General features: G+C 63.4%; 19 protein-coding genes. 6 read left to right on the plus strand and 13 right to left on the minus strand.

The window, feature by feature from the left end; all coding sequences use genetic code 11:
- Positions 1 to 357 precede the first annotated feature (357 nt).
- Together GUY37_RS04360 and GUY37_RS04365 are read right to left on the minus strand one after the other, a co-directional pair.
- Positions 358 to 1443: a hypothetical protein gene (locus GUY37_RS04360; RefSeq protein WP_166822660.1), complete on the minus strand. Its 1086-nt coding sequence runs from the start codon at positions 1441 to 1443 to the stop codon at positions 358 to 360.
- Positions 1444 to 1712: 269 nt separating this feature from the next.
- Entirely contained in the window at positions 1713 to 2012 is a 300-nt protein-coding gene (locus GUY37_RS04365) for a helix-turn-helix domain-containing protein (protein WP_166822663.1), read from the minus strand.
- A 609-nt stretch (positions 2013 to 2621) separates the two neighbouring features.
- Between GUY37_RS04365 and GUY37_RS04370 the strand changes: the two genes are divergently transcribed.
- On the plus strand, positions 2622 to 3590 hold the full coding sequence (locus tag GUY37_RS04370; protein WP_228278353.1) for an ABC transporter substrate-binding protein: 969 nt from the start codon (positions 2622 to 2624) through the stop codon (positions 3588 to 3590).
- Between the two features lie 12 nt (positions 3591 to 3602).
- Here GUY37_RS04370 and GUY37_RS04375 read toward each other — a convergent pair whose 3' ends face one another.
- Complete coding sequence (locus GUY37_RS04375) at positions 3603 to 3818, minus strand: hypothetical protein (RefSeq protein ID WP_166822669.1); 216 nt, start codon at positions 3816 to 3818, stop codon at positions 3603 to 3605.
- Between the two features lie 134 nt (positions 3819 to 3952).
- On the opposite strand from GUY37_RS04375, the gene GUY37_RS04380 reads away from it, so the two are divergent.
- Entirely contained in the window at positions 3953 to 4126 is a 174-nt protein-coding gene (locus GUY37_RS04380) for a hypothetical protein (protein ID WP_166822672.1), read from the plus strand.
- Between the two features lie 86 nt (positions 4127 to 4212).
- Here GUY37_RS04380 and GUY37_RS04385 read toward each other — a convergent pair whose 3' ends face one another.
- Positions 4213 to 4557: a hypothetical protein gene (locus GUY37_RS04385; RefSeq protein ID WP_166822675.1), complete on the minus strand. Its 345-nt coding sequence runs from the start codon at positions 4555 to 4557 to the stop codon at positions 4213 to 4215.
- A gap of 260 nt (positions 4558 to 4817) precedes the next feature.
- Between GUY37_RS04385 and GUY37_RS04390 the strand changes: the two genes are divergently transcribed.
- A complete protein-coding gene (locus tag GUY37_RS04390) occupies positions 4818 to 5384 on the plus strand; it encodes a hemerythrin domain-containing protein (RefSeq protein WP_166822678.1) in 567 nt (188 codons plus the stop codon).
- A gap of 10 nt (positions 5385 to 5394) precedes the next feature.
- Here the strand turns inward: GUY37_RS04390 and GUY37_RS04395 are convergent, their stop codons facing one another.
- The 3 genes from GUY37_RS04395 to GUY37_RS04405 form a co-directional block, all read right to left on the minus strand.
- A complete protein-coding gene (locus GUY37_RS04395; protein WP_166822681.1) occupies positions 5395 to 6135 on the minus strand; it encodes an MBL fold metallo-hydrolase in 741 nt (246 codons plus the stop codon).
- 1 nt (position 6136) lies between these two features.
- On the minus strand, positions 6137 to 6595 hold the full coding sequence (locus GUY37_RS04400) for a DUF4383 domain-containing protein (protein ID WP_166822684.1): 459 nt from the start codon (positions 6593 to 6595) through the stop codon (positions 6137 to 6139).
- Between the two features lie 155 nt (positions 6596 to 6750).
- Positions 6751 to 7704, minus strand: a complete 954-nt coding sequence (locus GUY37_RS04405; protein WP_166822687.1) for an NADP-dependent oxidoreductase — start codon at positions 7702 to 7704, stop codon at positions 6751 to 6753.
- Between the two features lie 233 nt (positions 7705 to 7937).
- On the opposite strand from GUY37_RS04405, the gene GUY37_RS04410 reads away from it, so the two are divergent.
- Together GUY37_RS04410 and GUY37_RS04415 are read left to right on the plus strand one after the other, a co-directional pair.
- Positions 7938 to 8978: a baeRF2 domain-containing protein gene (locus tag GUY37_RS04410; RefSeq protein ID WP_166822689.1), complete on the plus strand. Its 1041-nt coding sequence runs from the start codon at positions 7938 to 7940 to the stop codon at positions 8976 to 8978.
- 98 nt (positions 8979 to 9076) lie between these two features.
- The gene (locus GUY37_RS04415) at positions 9077 to 10627 is read left to right on the plus strand and encodes an SDR family oxidoreductase (RefSeq protein ID WP_166822692.1); all 1551 of its coding nucleotides are present in this window, start codon (positions 9077 to 9079) and stop codon (positions 10625 to 10627) included.
- 23 nt (positions 10628 to 10650) lie between these two features.
- Here GUY37_RS04415 and GUY37_RS04420 read toward each other — a convergent pair whose 3' ends face one another.
- Genes GUY37_RS04420 through GUY37_RS04430 form a run of 3 tightly spaced genes read right to left on the minus strand, consistent with a single transcriptional unit; the run spans position 10651 to position 13563 of the window.
- Positions 10651 to 11517, minus strand: coding sequence for a Rossmann-fold NAD(P)-binding domain-containing protein (locus GUY37_RS04420; RefSeq protein ID WP_166822695.1), 867 nt, complete (start codon positions 11515 to 11517; stop codon positions 10651 to 10653).
- Entirely contained in the window at positions 11514 to 12971 is a 1458-nt protein-coding gene (locus GUY37_RS04425; protein ID WP_228278354.1) for a cryptochrome/photolyase family protein, read from the minus strand. The genes GUY37_RS04420 and GUY37_RS04425 overlap by 4 nt, the downstream gene beginning before the upstream one ends.
- Before the next feature lie 13 nt (positions 12972 to 12984).
- Positions 12985 to 13563: a MarR family winged helix-turn-helix transcriptional regulator gene (locus GUY37_RS04430; protein WP_166822701.1), complete on the minus strand. Its 579-nt coding sequence runs from the start codon at positions 13561 to 13563 to the stop codon at positions 12985 to 12987.
- Positions 13564 to 14263: 700 nt separating this feature from the next.
- On the opposite strand from GUY37_RS04430, the gene GUY37_RS04435 reads away from it, so the two are divergent.
- Positions 14264 to 14497, plus strand: a complete 234-nt coding sequence (locus GUY37_RS04435) for a hypothetical protein (RefSeq protein ID WP_166822704.1) — start codon at positions 14264 to 14266, stop codon at positions 14495 to 14497.
- Positions 14498 to 14557: 60 nt separating this feature from the next.
- Here GUY37_RS04435 and GUY37_RS19115 read toward each other — a convergent pair whose 3' ends face one another.
- The 3 genes from GUY37_RS19115 to GUY37_RS04450 all read right to left on the minus strand — a co-directional run bounded on the left by GUY37_RS19115 (position 14558) and on the right by GUY37_RS04450 (position 17925).
- Complete coding sequence (locus GUY37_RS19115; protein ID WP_166822707.1) at positions 14558 to 15277, minus strand: class F sortase; 720 nt, start codon at positions 15275 to 15277, stop codon at positions 14558 to 14560.
- 25 nt (positions 15278 to 15302) lie between these two features.
- Positions 15303 to 16112 (minus strand): hypothetical protein, encoded by an 810-nt coding sequence (locus tag GUY37_RS04445; RefSeq protein WP_166822710.1) that lies wholly within the window; start codon positions 16110 to 16112, stop codon positions 15303 to 15305.
- 136 nt (positions 16113 to 16248) lie between these two features.
- A complete protein-coding gene (locus tag GUY37_RS04450) occupies positions 16249 to 17925 on the minus strand; it encodes a DEAD/DEAH box helicase (RefSeq protein ID WP_166822713.1) in 1677 nt (558 codons plus the stop codon).
- Between the last annotated feature and the right edge of the window lie 71 nt (positions 17926 to 17996).

Consider the following 17996-nt stretch of genomic DNA (forward strand, 5'->3'; position numbering starts at 1 on the left):
TTGCAGCGAGCATGTTGGACCTCCGGGTCGTCTTGGTCTTGGCACACCCAGTGAGTCTGAGGCGGGCATGCTCTGGGCGACTGTCGTTGTCACAGCTAAGGAGGCCCTCCGTGGTGGTCCCAACGTGATCCGCAGTTCCGCTGACTCGCGCCATTCGAAACACCGTTTCCGAGAACATCGTCGCGGCTGGGCATTCAACGGCCTCGTCGCTGATTCTGCCGCACAGGGGCAGGCGGTGACTACGGCAACACACTGCGTCACCGGAGCCGATGTGGATCGAAGTTCTGAGTAATCGGGCTAACCGGTGGATCGGGGCATCGACGATGGGGTGACGCCCCGCCCTCGACTGAGCCTCACTCAGGTGTCGTCGATCCGGTCGTCCTCGTCCTGCTGTTCAGCATAGACGCGCTGGCGCATTCGCTGCCCATGGGTGAGACTCCGCACGTCAAAATCCGAATCGAAACTGGCACCGATGCCGCCCGCCACGACACCCATTGCAGCGCTCAGCCAGGCGATGTCCAAGTAGTTCGCGAATGAAGCCTCTGACTGGATCTGCTGCGTCATAAATTCAGGATCGATGACGACGACGCCGCCGAGGAGGATGAGCGCCACCAGAGTCGCATATAGGGCCACGACCGTGATCAGCAGTGTCAGTACAGTCGACAGGTTGTAGTACATGATGACGGTGGCGAGGCCCTCAGTGACGGGCTTGTCCCAGAGCTTGTGACTGATGATCAACCATCCAACCATCACGATGATGGCAGCCAGCCCGATCGACACGAGCCGGGCCGTGGACAGAAACGTCGACATCTGCCAGATCGAGCTGTAGAAGATGCCGAAGGCCCCGGTCGCGGACGCAGCCGCCAGCGCTCCAGAGAGCTTTGGCACGGTCCGCCAGGGATCATTGGCGATTGTCATTCCGAGTAGCATTCTGGGCCCACCGGTGAAAGTGTGCGCATGCAGGGTCTGGTGATCCTGATCGTCGCGCGTCGACCAATGGCTCCAATTCAGCAGATACTTATGTGAGTCGTTGGCCGGATCCCAGGGGACGAGTCTGTTGATCGACGACATGAGGACCTTGAGTAAGCGCTTCTTCGTCGCCCAGGCACCCAAGGTTGGGCACGAGACGATGGCCAGATTGCTGTCGGCATGGATTTCGGCGACCAGGGGATCGCCTTGGGTGTGCCGAGGAATCTCCGTGAGGACGAGGAGGATGTCGGTGTCGTCATAGTCCTCGCGAAGTTCGGTGACAGCATCGAGGTCGAGCTCTTGGTCCGGCGTGAGGCGAAGCGCATTCGTGCGCGTACGGAGGGTTGTCTGTACGCTGTATGCCCTCTGAAGCAAGCTTTCGAAGTCATCTCGGATCGATGTCACGCGTCGACTGGGCAGGCCCGGGTCGGCCACCAGAAGCACCCTTAGCGCCTGCGACGAAGAATCTAGCATCGCTGTCCTTTCGCTGAGATCACAACCACGGCTTCAGCGGCTGAGTCTTGTGGGCCACCGGGTGAGTTCTGATGATGTTAATGATGTAAACGTTCACTTGCCCGCCCACGCTATCACTCTCGCATCGGTTCGCATTCTGGTTCAGCGGCTGCTCGAATTGCGTGTGGTGGTTGCGGTCTGCCGCCTTCTGCTGCGGTGCCTCAGAGCGGCAGGGCACCGATGCGCTGCCGTCGGTGATCTGCTGTTTCGTTCGAGTTCGTGGGCTCAGGTCACCTTCTGCAAGAGCCCCTGACAATACCTGCCAGGTCGCCAGAGAACTCTCGGCGGTTGAGATGGATGAGCCGAGCGGCCGCCCTGATGAGTCCATCGGATCCGCGGTAGCCGACGGACCGGGCAGCGGAGGCAGCTGTCGATCCCGCGCGAATTCTGCGCAGGGCCAGGTTGAGCCTCCTCCGCGTCCTCCACTGCACGAAAGACGTGCCGAGATTGTCTTTGACGATCCGCTCGACGTGCCGTTTGCTCATCGAATGTCGCGCGGCGACGGCGGTCAGCGGCACCATCAGGCTCATGGGGTCGTCCATGATCGCTCTCACCGAGCGATGTTGCGGTTCCGGAATGGGGAAGTCATCGACGGCGAAGGTGCTCAGCTCTGCGTCGAGGGCTTCCCTGAGTGGCCTGCGCTCGGCCTCGCAGCTCGGGGATGAGGCGAGGATGAGCAGAGCGGTTTCGCGGAGGCGGTCGATCGGCGATGTGGAGGAACCCCTCGGGCGGCTCCGTCCGCGGTGACAGTCGCGGGCCGAGCATGATGGAGTCCGATTTCGCCGTCACCGAGTGGTCGACGCCCGAACCCAACCACAGGCTGGCCTCAGCGGGAAGGCTGAGTTGCGTCGGTTCGAACCCGTGCCCGCGCAGATGCACGTCTACGCAGCCGCTGATGACATGAATGAGCAGCGGGTACGAATGGCTGTGCCAGTCATGTCCGGTGAGGAGCACCGGTCGTTCTGTCTCGCTGTCGTTGCGTCGCAGTCGAGTGTGTCGCGCTGGTCGAGGGATGGTGTCGCCTTTGTCGTAGGTGGAACGGAAGGTTTGGTTAGGCTGGGCTATGTTCTCTGATCTTAGTCCGAGCCAGCCAACAGAGGTAGTCAATGTCTTTGCTCCGTCGAACCAGTGCGCTCCTTGTGGGCGCAAGTCTCCTGCTCATCAGCGCCTGTGCTGGTCCCTCGGATGCGTCCGACGATGGCCCCTCGGCGAACGGATCCGAGACCCGGATGGTCGCAACCGAACAGGGAGAGGTCGAAGTTCCCGAGGACCCGAAGAGGGTGGTCGTGCTCAACTACGCCCTCACCGGCTATCTCTTCGACCTCGACGTGCCGGTCGTCGCCACGACTCCCGAGGTGACTGAATCCGACGGCGAGTTCTCACCGTTCTGGTCCGAGAAGGCTGAGGCCAAGGGAACCGAGTTCCTTCCGTGGAGCAACGACGGATTCGACCTGGAGGCCATCATCGCGGCCGATCCTGGCCTCATCATCGCCGGAGGCATCGGATTCCCGCTCAAGCATGCGACCGATGCCTACGACAAGCTGCAGGAAGTGGCACCCACGGTGCTCGTGTCCGGAGACAAGCAGACCTGGCAGGACCAGTTCTCCTCCATCGCCTCCGACGTGCTGGGCCGAGAGGCGGACTATGAGAAGTTCGAATCCGCGTATGAGGATCGAGTCGCCGAGGTGAAGGACAACATCTCGATCCCCGAAGGTGAGATCTCCATCCTCACTCTCGACAGCAAGGACACGCCCTACATCCTCATCGAGGACAAGAGCCTGTCAGCGGAGCTCGAACCGCTCGGCTTCACAACTGCTCCGCTGTTCGAAGAGAACGACATCGAACCATACACTGCGGGCGGAGACATGTTCGGGCCATCGCTCGAGGTGCTGCCCGACGTCCTCCGCTCCGAGACGGTCTTCGTGGTCGGCTTCAACAACGCGAGCATCGGCGTCGACGACCTCAAGGACGAAGCGCCGTACGATCGCGTCCCCGCCTTCGAATCCGGTCAGGTCCATGACCTCCCGTACTGGTCGATGCGCGGCGACTACGACGAGGCGATGGCTCTGCTCGATATCGTTGAGGAGATGTTCCCTGCGACGCATTGACGATGAAGGCGATCAGCGATCTGTCGACGGCGGATCGGTCGACGCGTCCTCCTCGTCGGCGTTCTCATCTTCCTCGCGGTTCTCATCATCAGCGGTGTCGTCGGAGCGACCGAAAACGTCGGTGTCCACCTTCTCGAGGTACTCCGACGAGGGTGCGGCACCGGCACTGTGATCGAGATTCTCCGTGGCCTTGCGCATGCTGTCGGCGGTGCTGTCTTCGGTCGACATTCTGGTCACCTTTCGCTGAAGAGCGCGGATGGTGATCAGTCTACGCGGGGCCCCTGCCGAGCGGCACCCCTTTCGAGTCGCCTGAAACAGTGTCAGCATAGGTTCATACACTCGATAGAGAAGGGATGATCGTGATGAACGATTCCAGCGAAGACGAGAAGGAACCGACAAAGGTCCCCGAGGAAGCCAAAGACGATGTTGCGGAAAAGCCCGGCACGGATTCCGCGTCGAAGCAGCACGAGGATGAACTGGTCGATGAGTGGGAAGAAGAATCCTTCCCCGCGAGCGATCCGCCCGCACATTACTGACTCCCGTGATCGCAGGGCCCGGCACCGATGCACAGGTGCCGGGCCCTGCGCCGCTGTCGCGCCGACTCATTAAAGTGTCTCCACCATCATGTGGAGAACTCCCTGACTCTCAGCGCCACCGGGTAGGTCACAGCAACCGCCATCCCTCGATCTTCGACGACTCGGGTCGCCAGTCTCAGGAGCACTTTGCAGTGCTGAGCGGCGGCCAAGGTCTCCGCGATCTCGCAGTAGACGAAAGCGGCCTCATCGGTGACCTCGTCGAGTCTGTAGTGCAGAGCGGCGACCACCTCACCGGCGAGGCGGAGCTCGAAGGCGGCTGCTTCCCGATCATCGACGAGCGAATATTCGCCCTCGCCCGCCCGGATCGGACGGCCGGAGAAACGACTGCGGCCAAGCGGCGTTTCGTTGCCACCGCCAAGAGTCATGGGCATACCGATCCCTCAAAAAGGAGAGGGCCGACTTTTTGACCTATTCAAACTATACGTACAGTGTCTCAGCCACGGCAATAGGGTCCTGTTCCGCCGTATCCTGGCTGGGCTCCCGGGCCTGCCCGTCGCAGCCGAGCTGTGCTCGCGAACGAGAATCTGATGCACCGCAGCATGCGCCTTTCGCGATGCGGCCTCTGGACGGTCGGCAGTCCAGTCCATAGTGTCGAAACACCTATCGGGAGACCTGCAAGGGAGAAGGCACAATGACTCTCATCGACACCAGTGGCACTGACGTCGTCGACATGCTCACCACCGACCACAGGGAGATGCTCGAGCTGCTTCGCCGGATCGAGAGGACCGAGGACCTGGACGAGCGACGCGACATCGCCGATACCGTCATCGCCGAGGTGATGCGGCATTCGGTGGCCGAAGAGATGATCGTCTACCCGTCGATCGAAGAACACGTTCCAGGCGGGAAGGACGAGGTCGAGCACGACATAGAAGAGCACGAAGAGCTTGTCCGAGTCATGAAGGACCTCGAGGGTCTCGACGTCACCGAGAGCGCTTTCCTCGAAAAGGTCATCGAATTCGAACAGCTGCTCGACCATCACGCTCGGGACGAAGAAGACGAGCAGTTCCCGAAACTCAGGGAACACATTCCGCAAGATCAGCTCATCGATATGGGTAAGCGGGTCGTCTCAGCGAAGAAGGTGGCTCCGACTCGGCCCCATCCCAACGCGCCGCACTCGGAACTCTTCCATAAGAGTGTCGGCCCCGGTGTCGGAATGGTCGATCGTCTGCGCGATAAGCTCACCGGACGCGAATCCTGACGTTTCGCCGTCAGGAGGGGCCGTGCGCCTTGGCGGTTCTCACCAGGCGTTCGACGCCGCCGGTCCAGGGTTCTCCATGCCCGACGAGCACGGTGCGCGCGCCGGTCTCGGCAAGGGCGTCGAGCGACTCCAGAGCCCTGGCGGGGTCAGCGGTGGCAGCATTGGAGACGATCTGAGCCCCTGTGGTGCCGCGATACGGGTTGAGCGTGACGAGGGCGTCACCGGCGATGACCGCGTCCCTCTCGGGGAAGTGGAACGCGCAATGGCCCAGCGTGTGGCCCGGTGTGAAGATGACCTGTGGCCGACCTGGCACGTCCAGCTCTGCAGTGCGAATGCGCGTGACCTCTTCGATGGGGCGCGGCCACCACGCACGATTCTTCACAAAAGCTGCGACCATGGGCATTGCCTTGAACTGTGTGAGCAGATACCACGTCAGTGGGCGGTCCCGGCCGTACTGGCGCGGGTGGCGGGTCAGCGGCACATCGTTGTCGTGGACGTACACGGGAACGGCGGCTTCTGAGCGCAGCCGCTCGGCGAAGCCGATGTGGTCGAAGTGCCCGTGCGTGAGCAGCAGAGCCCGAATGTCGCCCAGCCCCCGACCGAGCCGATCAAGAGCGTCAGCCAGCGAATGCCAAGAGGTGGGGACGCCGGCGTCGACGACAGTCAGGCCTTCCTCGCCTTCGACGATGTACCAATTGACGTATGCGTCGTCGATGCGATGGATGCCTTCGGCAACCTCGGTGATGGACATATCAGCGATCCTTGAAGCGTCGGCGGTTGAGGACGAGTGCGCTGCCGATCATCACGATCGCCAGCCCGAAATGCAGCCAGTTGTCCGGGGTGTTGAGGGGAACGAAGTTCGCCGCGGATTCCGCACCGATGAAGAGGCCGTAGAGCCACAGGGCGGCGTAGACGATTCCGCCCCACAGCAGGTAGTGGAAGGACCCGACAGGGGAGCGGCGGACGAGGGCCCCGACGATGCCGAACAGCAGGTGGACGATGTTGTGCAGGATCGAGACCTGGAACAGGCCCAGCAGCAGCGCGGTCGAGTGGTGGCCGGCGAATCGCATCGACATAAAGTTCGACGTCGCTCCCGGGATGAACCCGAGAACGCCGGCCGCCAGGAAGAGTATGGTGACGATGAGAGTTGCCCACTGGATCGGTCGACCACGCTCATGGGGAACGTCCGGCCCTGGTTCTTCGGCGGTCATAATGCCTCCTCGACTGACGAACTGGTCAGATTGCGTCTCACGTTAGGGCGCCGTGTCAAACCCCTCAACAGGTAGGGGTGACTCACAGACAGCCGACGCGGGGTCACGCTCGAAGTCGCGGTCGGCCCGTTGCCAGATCTGTGAGGACCTCTCGTCTACTCGTTCATTGTGAGTACGAGTTTGCCGGTGGTGTGGTTGGTCTCGCCTTCTCGATGGGCTTCTGCTGCCTCCGTGAGAGGGTACGTCCCGGCGATTGTGGCACGCAGTGCACCATCGTCGACGAGTCCGGAGACGATTTCCAGCGTGCTGCGCGAGGAGTCCACGAGCATTCGAAGAGCTCGTACTCCGAGCTGATCTCCTTCGCGAAAGAGATCGGCGGAGCCGACGGGGATGAGCGACACGAGAGAGCCGCCTTTGCGAAGCGTGTGCAGGGAGCGCATCGCTGTGTCACCGCCGATCGTGTCGAGCACCGCGTCCACGTCTCGCACTCGATCGGCGAAGTCCTCCGTACGGTAGTCGACGACCTCATCGGCACCGAGCTCGCGCAGGAAGCCGTGTTTCTCCGCGCTCGCGGTTCCGATCACGTATGCGCCCCGCGACTTCGCGATCTGCACAGCGATGTGCCCGACGCCGCCTGCGGCTGCGTGGATCAGCACGCGCTGTCCCGACTGTAAGTCCGCATTGTCGACGAGCGCCTGCCAGGCGGTCAGAGAGACCAGGGGGAGTGCCCCCGCCTGCACGTGGTCAACCGATCGGGGTTTCGCCGCGAAGAATCTGGCCGGGGCGGCGACGTACTCGGCGTGGGTACCGAGTCCGAACGGATACGACATCATGCCGAACACCTCGTCGCCTGGTCTGAACGTCGCGACGCCGATACCGACGGCTTCGACCACGCCGGAGACGTCCCAGCCGAGTACTAATGGCAGTTTGTCGACGAAGCCGTGGCCGGAACGGTGCTTCCAATCGGTCGGGTTGAGTCCCGCGGCGTGGACTTTCACGAGGATTTCGTTGGTGCGGGGCTTTGGACGCGGAATCTCGGTGATTTCGAGAACGTCGGCGCTGCCGAAAGTCTGCTGGCTGACGGCGCGCATCATCGTTTCAGTGTTCATGATTCCATTGTGTCACTTCAGAAGCCGGCGGCGTCCGGACAATCTCGATGACCGGCCTGAGCGTGCTCGTCGCGATTGGCCGCGCAGTTGGGCTGATTAAAGGGACCGGCGAGGATTGTCAAGACTGTTTACAGAGGTCTCCGCACAATGCCAGGCTAAGTAGACCGCGCACAGCGCGGCGGGTCCCGGCGGGGTCCGGACAGATGAACACAGATGCTGAGGAGGAACAAGGGATGAACCACAGTCACTTGCGTACGGTCTACGAGAGCGGCGGTCCATATGCCACGGTCTACCTTGAGGGTCGTACTCCTTCAGCCGATGCCGAGACGCAGCTGCGCCTGCGCTGGTCGGAGCTGCGAGACCAGCTGTCCGAAAGCGGGGCGGAGGAGTCTCTCCTCGACTTCATCGATGCGATCATCCTCGTCGATGAGCCCACCGAGGTGCACACGGACGGGCGGACCATCGTGGCGAACTCACAAGGAGTTCTGCTGGACGAACACTGGGATGCGGCGCTGGGAGATGGCGACGCGGCGCACTACGGAGACGTGCCCGAACTCGGAGCCTACCTCCGCCAGGAGTGCAGACAGTTCGATGTCGTTCTCGTCATCGCCGGGCAGGACGGTGCGGCTGTCCGTGAACTGAGCGTGACTCCGGATCGCGAACGCACCGAGAACGAGTCGGTCCACGTGACCGGCGACAATGACGAAGACATCAACAAGCCGCGGCGAGGAGCGTACTCACACAACCAGATCCGGCGCCGCGTCGACGAGATCATCAAAGACAATGCTCGCGCTGTCGCCGATTTCATCGACCGATTGATCACCGACCATGCGCCGGACGCCGTCGTCCTGGCAGGAGAAGTGCAGGGCAGAACTGTCGTCAAAGCCGAACTGTCCGTAAGAGCCGAAGAGCTGCTTCACGAGATCTCAGAAGGCGGCAACGACGATGACGGTGCCGAAGAGGCGATCGATGTGGCGGTCCGAACACTCGTGACCAGACTCGCCGGCGAGCGCGAGGCCGAGAACTCCGAACGGCTGGCCGAGAGCAAGGCCCACGACCGTGCGGTCGAAGGCCACGCCGAAGTCGCGAAGGCAGTTGGGCGCGGTGCGGTGGCGACCCTGCTGCTCGACGACGCCGAGGCAGCAGAGGGTGAAGCAGGCATCATCGCCCAAGCTGTGCTGTCCTCAGCAGAGATCGGGCTCAGTCATGAGCCGATGTCCGAAGGCATCGCTGCGATCCTCCGCTACGACGTCGGCGCTGCGCTGGCGGACTGAGAGGTAACTATCTTCTGGTAGATAGTATCCAATGAGTTAATAAAATGTGTAGGGTTGGTCCATGACAGCCGATCTCGGCAGGCCGGAAGGACCCTCTGATGAATCGCCCGACGAAACGCTCGACCCCGCACAACTCGAAGTCGCCCGGCGACGAAGTCATCCGACAGACCCGCACCCCGCGCCGCGTCCTCGTGCTCGGGGCGACCGGCTACATCGGTGGTCGCCTTGTGCCTCGCCTGCTGCAGGCCGGTCACGAGGTGCGGGCCGGGGTGCGGCGACCGGAGAAGCTCACGCAGGTTCCATGGGCGGCCGACGTCGACGTGAGAACCGTCGACCTCGACACCGGTCGCGGCCTCGATGACAGCCTCGACGGCATCGATACGGCCTATTACCTGGTGCATTCCATGGGGTCCGGTGGGGACTTCGAGGCGGCTGAGGCCGAAGCAGCCGGGCGCTTCGCCAGCGCGGCCGCGTCTGCCGGCGTGCGCCGCATCGTCTACCTCGGAGGGCTCCATCCGGAGGGACGTGAGCTGTCGAAGCATATGCGCTCACGGGCGAACGTCGGTCGCATTCTGCTCGACTCCGAGGTCGACGCGATCGTCTTCAACGCCGGCATCATCATTGGCTCCGGCTCGGCTTCGTTCGAGATGGTTCGCCATCTCGCTCTGACCCTCAGGTGGATGCCGGCACCGGACTGGGTGGCCAACCGTGTCGAGCCGCTGTCGGTTCGTGACGCGCTCTACTATCTTCTCTCCGCGGCCGATGTGGAGGGGGCGGTCAACCGCTCCTTCGATATCGGTTCGCGTCAGATCCTCACCTATGCCGACGTGATGCGGACCTTTGCCGCCGTCGCGGGGCTCAAGCCCCGTCATGTCATCGCACTGCCGCTTCCTGCCCCGACCCTGTCAGGCATCTGGGTCGGATTGGTCACTCCGCTGCCGTTCGCTCTCACACTGCCGCTCGTGCAGTCTCTGCAGGAGGATGCGGTGGCCTCGTCGCACGAGGTCGACGAGGTCATCCGGCCGCCCGAGTCCGGTCTCATCGGATTCGGCGACGCCGTCCGACTCGCATTGCGTCGTGAAGTCGAAGGCGCCGTGGATACGAACTGGGACGCCGACGCCGGAGGACTCGACGAGGCAGCCCAGCCGCTGCCCAATGATCCGCAGTGGTCGGGTCGGCGCATCTTCACCGATGAACGATCAGCGAGGATCGCAGGTCTCTCGGCCGCCGAGGTGTGGCCCGTGGTCGAAGGCGTCGGCGGATCCAACGGATGGTACTCCTGGCCGCTGGCCTGGAAGGTCCGCGGGATCTGGGACAAGGCAGTCGGAGGCGCCGGCCTCAACCGGGGTCGACGGTTGCCAGACACCCTGCGCATCGGCGATCCCGTCGACTGGTGGAGAGTCGAACAGCTGGAGCGGAACTCTCGTCTGCTGCTGCGGGCCGAGATGAAGGTCTCCGGCCACGCCTGGCTCGAATTCACTCTGGCAGACTCAGCCGAAGGCTGTGTGTATCACCAGACAGCGACGTTCATCCCCACTGGAGTGCGCGGCCGCATCTACTGGTCCCTCGTCGCCCCGTTCCATCGGTTCATCTTTCCCGCGATGGCGAAGAACATCGCCGCCGAGGCGCGGCGTCGTGTGCGACGGTGAATGACCCCCGGAGCGGCTGGTGATCAGGGGCTGTCGGTCAGCATCGACGCGAAGCCGTCCCGATAGGTGGGGAAGCTGAGTTCGCCCACGAGCGAGCGGAAGCCAGACCCGTCGATTCGTCTGCCGCCCGGCCTCTCGTTCTCGACATGGCCGGGAACGGGAACGCCGAGACGGTCGGCGATGAAGGCGGCGACATCGCCCAGCTGAGCAGGCAGGGAGTCGACAGCGTGGACCAGTCCCGGCGGTTCCGGGGTGAGAGCCAAGCACTCGAGGCCCCGAACGAGGTCGTCTCGGTGGACGCGGTTCGTCCACCGCTGATGATTGAGTCGCCGCCCGTGCCTGACGGTGTCGATCAGGCGGGTGCGGCCCGGTCCGTAGATGCCTGCTGGACGCAGGATCGTGAGGTGGTCGAAGAGTTCGGCCGCCTCGGCTTCGACTGCGGCGATGACTTCACCGGGCCCGGGCGCTGGGGCGATCGGAGCGTCTTCGGTGATCACCTGCGTCGGATCCTCGGCGAGGACGCGCGTGGAGGAGACGAGGACGACTCGGCCCGGCTGTGACTCGAGCACGCGGGCAAGCCCCCTCAGCCCGTGAAGGTACGAGTGTTCGTATCCGGCCCGGGTCGGCTCGTCCGGGGTGAGAGTGATGATGACCGCGTCAAGATCGACCAAACGCGAATCGCTGCGGGCAGGGACTTCTGCATCACTGCGGCCCGGAGCTCCGAGATGGGAGAGGTCCATGCTGATGGTCTCGAAGACATCGGGCAGATCGGCGACACGGCGGCGCAGTCCGATCACGTCGTGCCCCTGGTCGACCAGCCGCAGGCCCAGCCGTGTGCCCAGGTCTCCGCATCCGGCCAGAAGAATCCTTCGGGGTGTCGACGTGCTCATTGCGTCTCGCTCTTCATGCGGTCATAGGCAGCCAACGCCGCCTGACGCGACGTTTTGAGATCGACGATTGGCTCGTGGTCTCGCTCTGCCGGAGTGAGGCCGCCCGGCCCGTGTCCCAGCCACCGGTTGACGTACTCTCCATCAGGGTCGAAGCGCTCGCGCTGGCGTTCGGGATTGAAGATCCGGAAATACGGTGCCGCATCGGCTCCGCAGCCTGCCACCCATTGCCACGACATCGGGTTGTTGGCTTCATCGGCGTCGACGAGCGTGTCCCAGAACCACTGTTCGCCGTGCCACCAGTGGACGAGCAGATTCTTCGTCAGGAAGCTCGCCGTGGTCATCCGCACCCGATTGTGCATCCACCCGGTCTGCCACAGCTGAGCCATGCCGGCATCGACGAGGGGAATCCCGGTCGTGCCGTCTTGCCAATGCTCGAGCGCCTCGGGGTCGTCCTCGTAGGGGAAGCGTGCGAATTCCGGCCGCATCGGCTCGGTCTCGATGTTCGGCAGGTGGTAGGTCAGGTGCCAGGAGAACTCTCGCCAGTAGAGCTGTCGGATCCATGCGTGCCGATCGTCTTCGTTCACCTCCGGTACGTCCAGTGCAGTGGCCAGCAGCTGCCGCGGGGAGAGTTCGCCGAAGCGCAGTCGCGGCGACAGGCCCGACGTGCTGTCGGGGTCGGCCGGGATATCGTGCGACTCGGCGTAGTCGTCGATGGCCTCGCTCAGTTCCTGCAGTCTCCGGAGAGCCTCCCGGCATCCGGGGTTCCAGTGCTCGGCCACGGTCGTGCGCCACCATTGCGGAGTCCGAGCCGAAGCGAAATCGCCGGAGCCCGTATCGGTCCCGTCGAGCAGACCGAGACCGTCGAGGCTGCGCACCCAGGGAAGGCCGTCCAGGGATTTCCGTCGGGCATCGGACAGAGGCTTCTGTTCGGCGGGCGGCGGGAGGACTTCGCCGACCGCGCGATCGCGGACGGCTGTGAAGAACGGGGTGAAGACCTTGTAGAAGTCTCCGCCCTGCGGGCTGGTCGTCCAGGGTTCGACGAGAAGCGCACCGCAATGGGAGTGCGCCGGACACCCGGCATCGGTCAGCTGCGTCTTGATCTGCGCGTCGAGGTCACGGGAGGCCGGTGCATAGCGGCGCGACCAGCGGACGGCATTGACCTTTAGGTCCGCGGCGGCTCGGGGGACGATGTCCGCGGCAGAGCCTGCGGCGAAGAGCAGCGGGATCCCGAGCTTCGCGAGTTCTGACTCCAGGGCGAGCAGGGACTCGTGTGCCCACCAGCGGGCGGCCCCGCCCAGCGGCCGGGGGCCCAGGCCGTCGTCGTCGCGGCACTCTCTGATCCAGAGGCCGATGACCTGACCGTCGGCGCGGGCCGCGGTCAGAGCCTCGTGGTCGTCGACGCGCAGGTCGTCGCGGAACCAGACGAGGGTGAGGTGCTCACGGTCGTGGCTCACCGGCAAGCTCCGTTCACAGCTGCTTCGCCCAGTCGGCGTTGCCCAGCGACAGCTCCTCGGCCATGCCGTCGAGGAAGCGGATGACGGCATCGCGTTCGCGGCTGGTGAGGTGGGCGGCGGCATGGATTCGTCTGGCCTGGGCGCGTCCCACGGTCTCTCGTGCCGAGCGCGCCGTCTCCGCGGTGACGTCGATGGCGTATGCCCGACGATCGCTGGGGTGCAGCTTCCTGATGACATGCCCCTCCCGCTCCAGACGATTGATCAGCTTCGTCACCGAAGCCGCCGACATGAGCATATGAGCCGACAGCATCTTCGGGGTCACCACCGCGTTCTGCCGCTTCGCTGCGATGAGATAGTGCAGCGCACGCATGTCCTGTTCGCTGAGCTTCATGAATCTGCGCGAAGCCTCGGAGAGGGTGCGCTCGGCCTCGCGCAGCCGGGCAAGCGCGTCCATGAGCTGAGCGATCTGCTCGCGGTCGGCGTTCGACAGGTCGGAGGAGTCGATGAGGTCGCCGGGAAAGCTGTTCTGCGATCCGGTGTACATGTTCTCTGTGATCGGGTCGTGAGCGCCCGCGGCCTCCGATGGCTCCATGCCGCAATCCTACTGATTCCCGCTCCTCGGCCGTAGAAGAATAACTCTCCGCATATAGTACACCAAAGTGTAGTATATGCGGAGAGTTATTACATCCTGAGGATGTCAGCTGCTGGTGACAACGAGGCGTTGTTGGACACGGAATTGATGTATCGCATAGAGGAGGGCAGGGGCGAATCATGGAACTGATTCAGAACACCGCAGGCGAATGTACTCTCCGCAATGACGATGATGCTCTTGTCTGTCACGTCAAGATAGCGGGGGACGTGAGAGCCGATATCAATGTTCCTGAGTTGCAACCAGGCCAAAGCATCCAGTTCACTCTGGCTCCACCCTCTGAGCGACGCTCGGGTCAATTGCGGGTCACGTGGGAGACACACCTCGCTGAAAAGCAAGTACTCACCCAGCAGCTTCACTGACAGCGACCGCTTAGTTCGGTCGCATAGCTCGCCTCGAACGATGGGAACAATTCTTGTAGGCATGAGTATGTGCTGTCGTGAGGTGTGACCGAGTCGCGGTCATCAGCAGGAGAGCGTCAGGGTTCGTCGTGTGCACCGGCGAGCAGGCAATTGCATATCGATCAGGTGTTGGATTATGCGTTCTCGTCATCAACTCTGGTTGCGTTTAAGAGCTTGTCGATGCATGCTTCCCAGCGACTGACAGCGTGTGGCATCGGGTGTCCTGCCCCGGGCCTGCTGGCGTGTCCGCCAACGATGGATGTGGTGACATCTATCACGGTGTGTGTGGCGGGGAAGTGACGGAAGATTCGGACCTCGTCTCGATCGTCATGGAGCATCCAGAGTTCGTGCCCGTTATCGAGGTTCATCCAGCGGTTGCTGAGAATGTGGCGAAAACGGAGATGATAAGTATCGACAATGGATTGTACGATCGCTTCGTCTGGGGAACTGCTTCGCGTCTTGATCCAGTTCACTGACCGCTCCTTTTTCGAAAGCTGTCTCACCTACTGGCCGTGACCGGCACTTCGTGTGGGCTTTCAGTCGGTCCGGGTGAGGTGTCCGGTGACGACGATGTTGTCTTCATAGTGGCCGGTTTGTTTGTTGAAGTCGCCGCCACAGGTGATGAGCCGGATTTCGGGTCTTTCGGTATTGCCGTAGACGGTGAAGTCGGGGAAGTTGTCTTTGCCGTAGTCGGTGACGTCATCAACGCTGAATGTCGCTGTGGAACCGTCGTCGCGGGTGGCGGTGATGGTGTCTCCGGGTTGAAGACTCCCGAGTTCGTAGAACACCGCGGGACCGTCGTGAGCGGAATCGACGTGGCCGACGATCAGCGAGGGTCCGACTTCGCCGGGGGTGGGTGAACGCTGATACCAACCCGCTGGTGCGTCTTTGCCCAAGGACGGCACCTCAAGTTCGTCGTTATCGGTCAATCCGAGCTTCATGACGCTGGTATTGACATCGATGGCTGGAATCGTCAGCCGTCTCGGAGTGGAGGCGTCCATCCTTTGGCTGGGAGACGTTGCTTCTTTGGTGGAGGTGCGCTCGTCGGGAGGCGGAGCCTGTGACTGCTCACCCGCGGAGTCGCCACTCCTTCCTGACGCAGCCGTTGGATTGCTGGACTCCGCCGCCGGTTGAGGCGGTGACGGGTTGTGAAAGACGCCGACGGTGATGAGCAGGACGGCGATCACGAGCAGGACAAGACCCGCCACGGCCCAGATGTTGATACCGCGGCGAGTCCGTGCCTGCTTGCCAGTCATCACTGATGTGTCTTCTCTGTTGCGATCAGTGGGTGCTGGTCTTCGAGTTCTTCCTCCGCGAGATCGCGAAGGCCGCTCCGGCCGCAGCTACGAGTCCGCCGCCGGTGGCCAGCATCACGGTGTCATTGCCGGCCGTGCTTCCGCCACCCGTATCTGGTCCGCCTTTGGGCGGCTGTCCCATCTGACTGTCGGCGAGCGTTCCGCACAGTGCGGGAGCTGTCGCAGCCTGGGGCAGGCTGTCGTCGAGGGGACTCTTCGCATCCTGAACGGCCTTGGACTGGTCTTCGGGATTGAGGCCGTGGACGACGACGGTGGCTCGCCCGTCGTTGATGGCGTCCTTGGTCTTGTCGTCGAGGTCGATGGTGCGCTCATACGTCGCCGAACCTCCCTTGATACCGGCGTGGTCGACGTCGACAGCGGCATCGGCACTGGTATCACCTGAGTCTGTCAGAGTGGTCGCGACTTCACCGTAGGCGGGGCCGCCTTCGGGAGTGTTGACGATGCCATCGCCATTCTCATCGGCGGAGGGCGTGGGACATTCGGCGCTGCCGCTGGGTTTGACGTGGATGTGCTGGACGTGCGGGTAGGGGCCGTCCATGAACGTCTCGGCGAGACCTTCGACGTGTTCGGTGACCGTCGCCTGATTGCCCTTGAGGGTAATCATGATGTCTCCCGAGGCCCCACTGTCATTGATCTCGCCGAGATCTGCCTCATAGGTCCAACTGTCTTCGCTGCCGCTGTCGCCGGCGGTCGCCGCAGCCGCTGGGCCTGCTGCCAGGCCGAAGGCGGTCAGGGCAAGGACTGGTGTGAGCATGAGCTTCTTCGCTGTGCGCATGATGTCTTCCCTTCTTCACTTTTGTGAACAGTCCCGAATGGGGCCGAACACAGGTGATTCGGAGCCACGCGCGCGGCAGATGGGTGCCACAGGCAACAAGAGCGAATCCACTGCCGCTGACAAGTTCGGCGAGATCCTACAAGACCTGCGAGCCTCCGGTGCGGACGCGATTGCGGCGACGGGTCTCAGGGCTCGTGCCACGGGAGTCTGCGGTGCGGCGGCCGGCCGACTGGCCGGTGCGCGCACCCGAGCTCTGATTGCCCGAGCGGCCTCCTCGACCGGTCTCGCGGCGGCGACTGCCTTCGCCGCCGCGGCCGTTCTGACTGGTGCGACCGGAGTCGCTGGTGCGTGAATTCGTACGAGTGCTCTCTCCGTCGCCATGGCGGCCTGCGCTTCCACCGCGGCCGCCGCGACCGCCTCGGCGACGGTGTGCCGAGCGACCACCGGACTTCGCCGGTTCGGTCTTCTTCCGCGCCTGGATGGGTTCCTTCGGGTGCGGTGCGACGTACTCGGCGATCTCACCGACGAGTTCGGTCACCTCGGGTGAGTCGGCGGTGACCTTCTTCGGGGTCGCCTTGATGGCGGCCCTGCGCAGCAGGACCTGGGTGTCCTTGCGCTCATCGGGCGTCATCACGGTGACGACATCACCGGCGCTGCCGGCCCGCGCGGTGCGACCGGAACGGTGCAGGTAGGCCTTGTGTTCGGTCGGGGGATCGACGTGGACGACGAGCTCGACGGAATCGACGTGGACGCCGCGAGCGGCGATGTCCGTGGCCACGAGCACCTTCGCATCACCATCGGTGAACGCGGCGAGGTTGCGGTCGCGCGCCCCCTGGGACAGGTTGCCGTGCAGATCGACAGCGGGGATGCCGGCAGCGGTGAGCTGTCGGGCGAAGCGCTTGGCCCGGTGCTTCGTGCGGGTGAAGAGAATGCGGCGGCCCGTGCCGGAGGCGAGTTTGTGAACCAGCGCGTTCTTGTCGTCGACCGAGACCTCGAACACGTGGTGGGTCATGGCCGAGACGTGGGAGGTCGCCTCGTCGACGGAGTGGAGGACTTCGTTATGGAGGAAGCGACGGACGAGCTTGTCGACGTCGTTGTCCAAGGTGGCGGAGAAGAACATCCGCTGTCCCTCGGTCGGGGTCTGTTTGAGGATGCGGGTGACACCGGGCAGGAAGCCGAGGTCAGCCATGTGATCGGCCTCGTCGAGGATGGTGACCTCGATGTGCTCGAGTGTGAGGATGTCCTGCTGCAGCAGGTCCTCGAGGCGGCCGGGGCAGGCCACGACGATGTCGACGCCGGCGCCCAGCGCAGTCTCCTGTCGCCGCTGCTTGACGCCGCCGAAGATCGTCGTCGTCCTCAAGCCCACGGCCTTGGCCAGCGGGTCGATGACCTCGGTGATCTGGGTGGCGAGCTCACGAGTGGGAGCGAGGACGAGTCCGCGCGGATGGCGACGCTTCTGTGAACCCCTGCCGGACTCAGCCAGACGAGCCACGAGGGGAATGGAGAAAGCCAGGGTCTTGCCGGACCCGGTCTTGCCGCGACCGAGCACATCACGGCCGGCCAAGGTGTCGGGCAGAGTCTCCTGCTGGATCGGGAAAGCAGAGGTCTTGCCCTCGCGATCAAGGGAGTCGACGAGTTTCGCCGGAACACCGAGGTCGGCGAACGACGTCGGTGCCGGGGCGGCCTTCTTGGCGCGATTGTCGGTGCTGCGGGTGTTGGTGCGTGTCTGTGACGTGGTGATGGGATGGCCCTTCGACGTGCCGGAGGGCGTGCCTGTGCCGCGAATAGGTGGCTGGCAGCCGTTTCCGGTCATGGAATGAGCGCTGTCGGCGCTCTCGATCGCCGAGAGAAAACGGCTTCGGAAACATGCGCGGGTATCTCACC

It is taken from the genome of Brevibacterium limosum (assembly GCF_011617705.1).
GTDB classification, from domain to species: Bacteria; Actinomycetota; Actinomycetes; order Actinomycetales; family Brevibacteriaceae; genus Brevibacterium; species Brevibacterium limosum.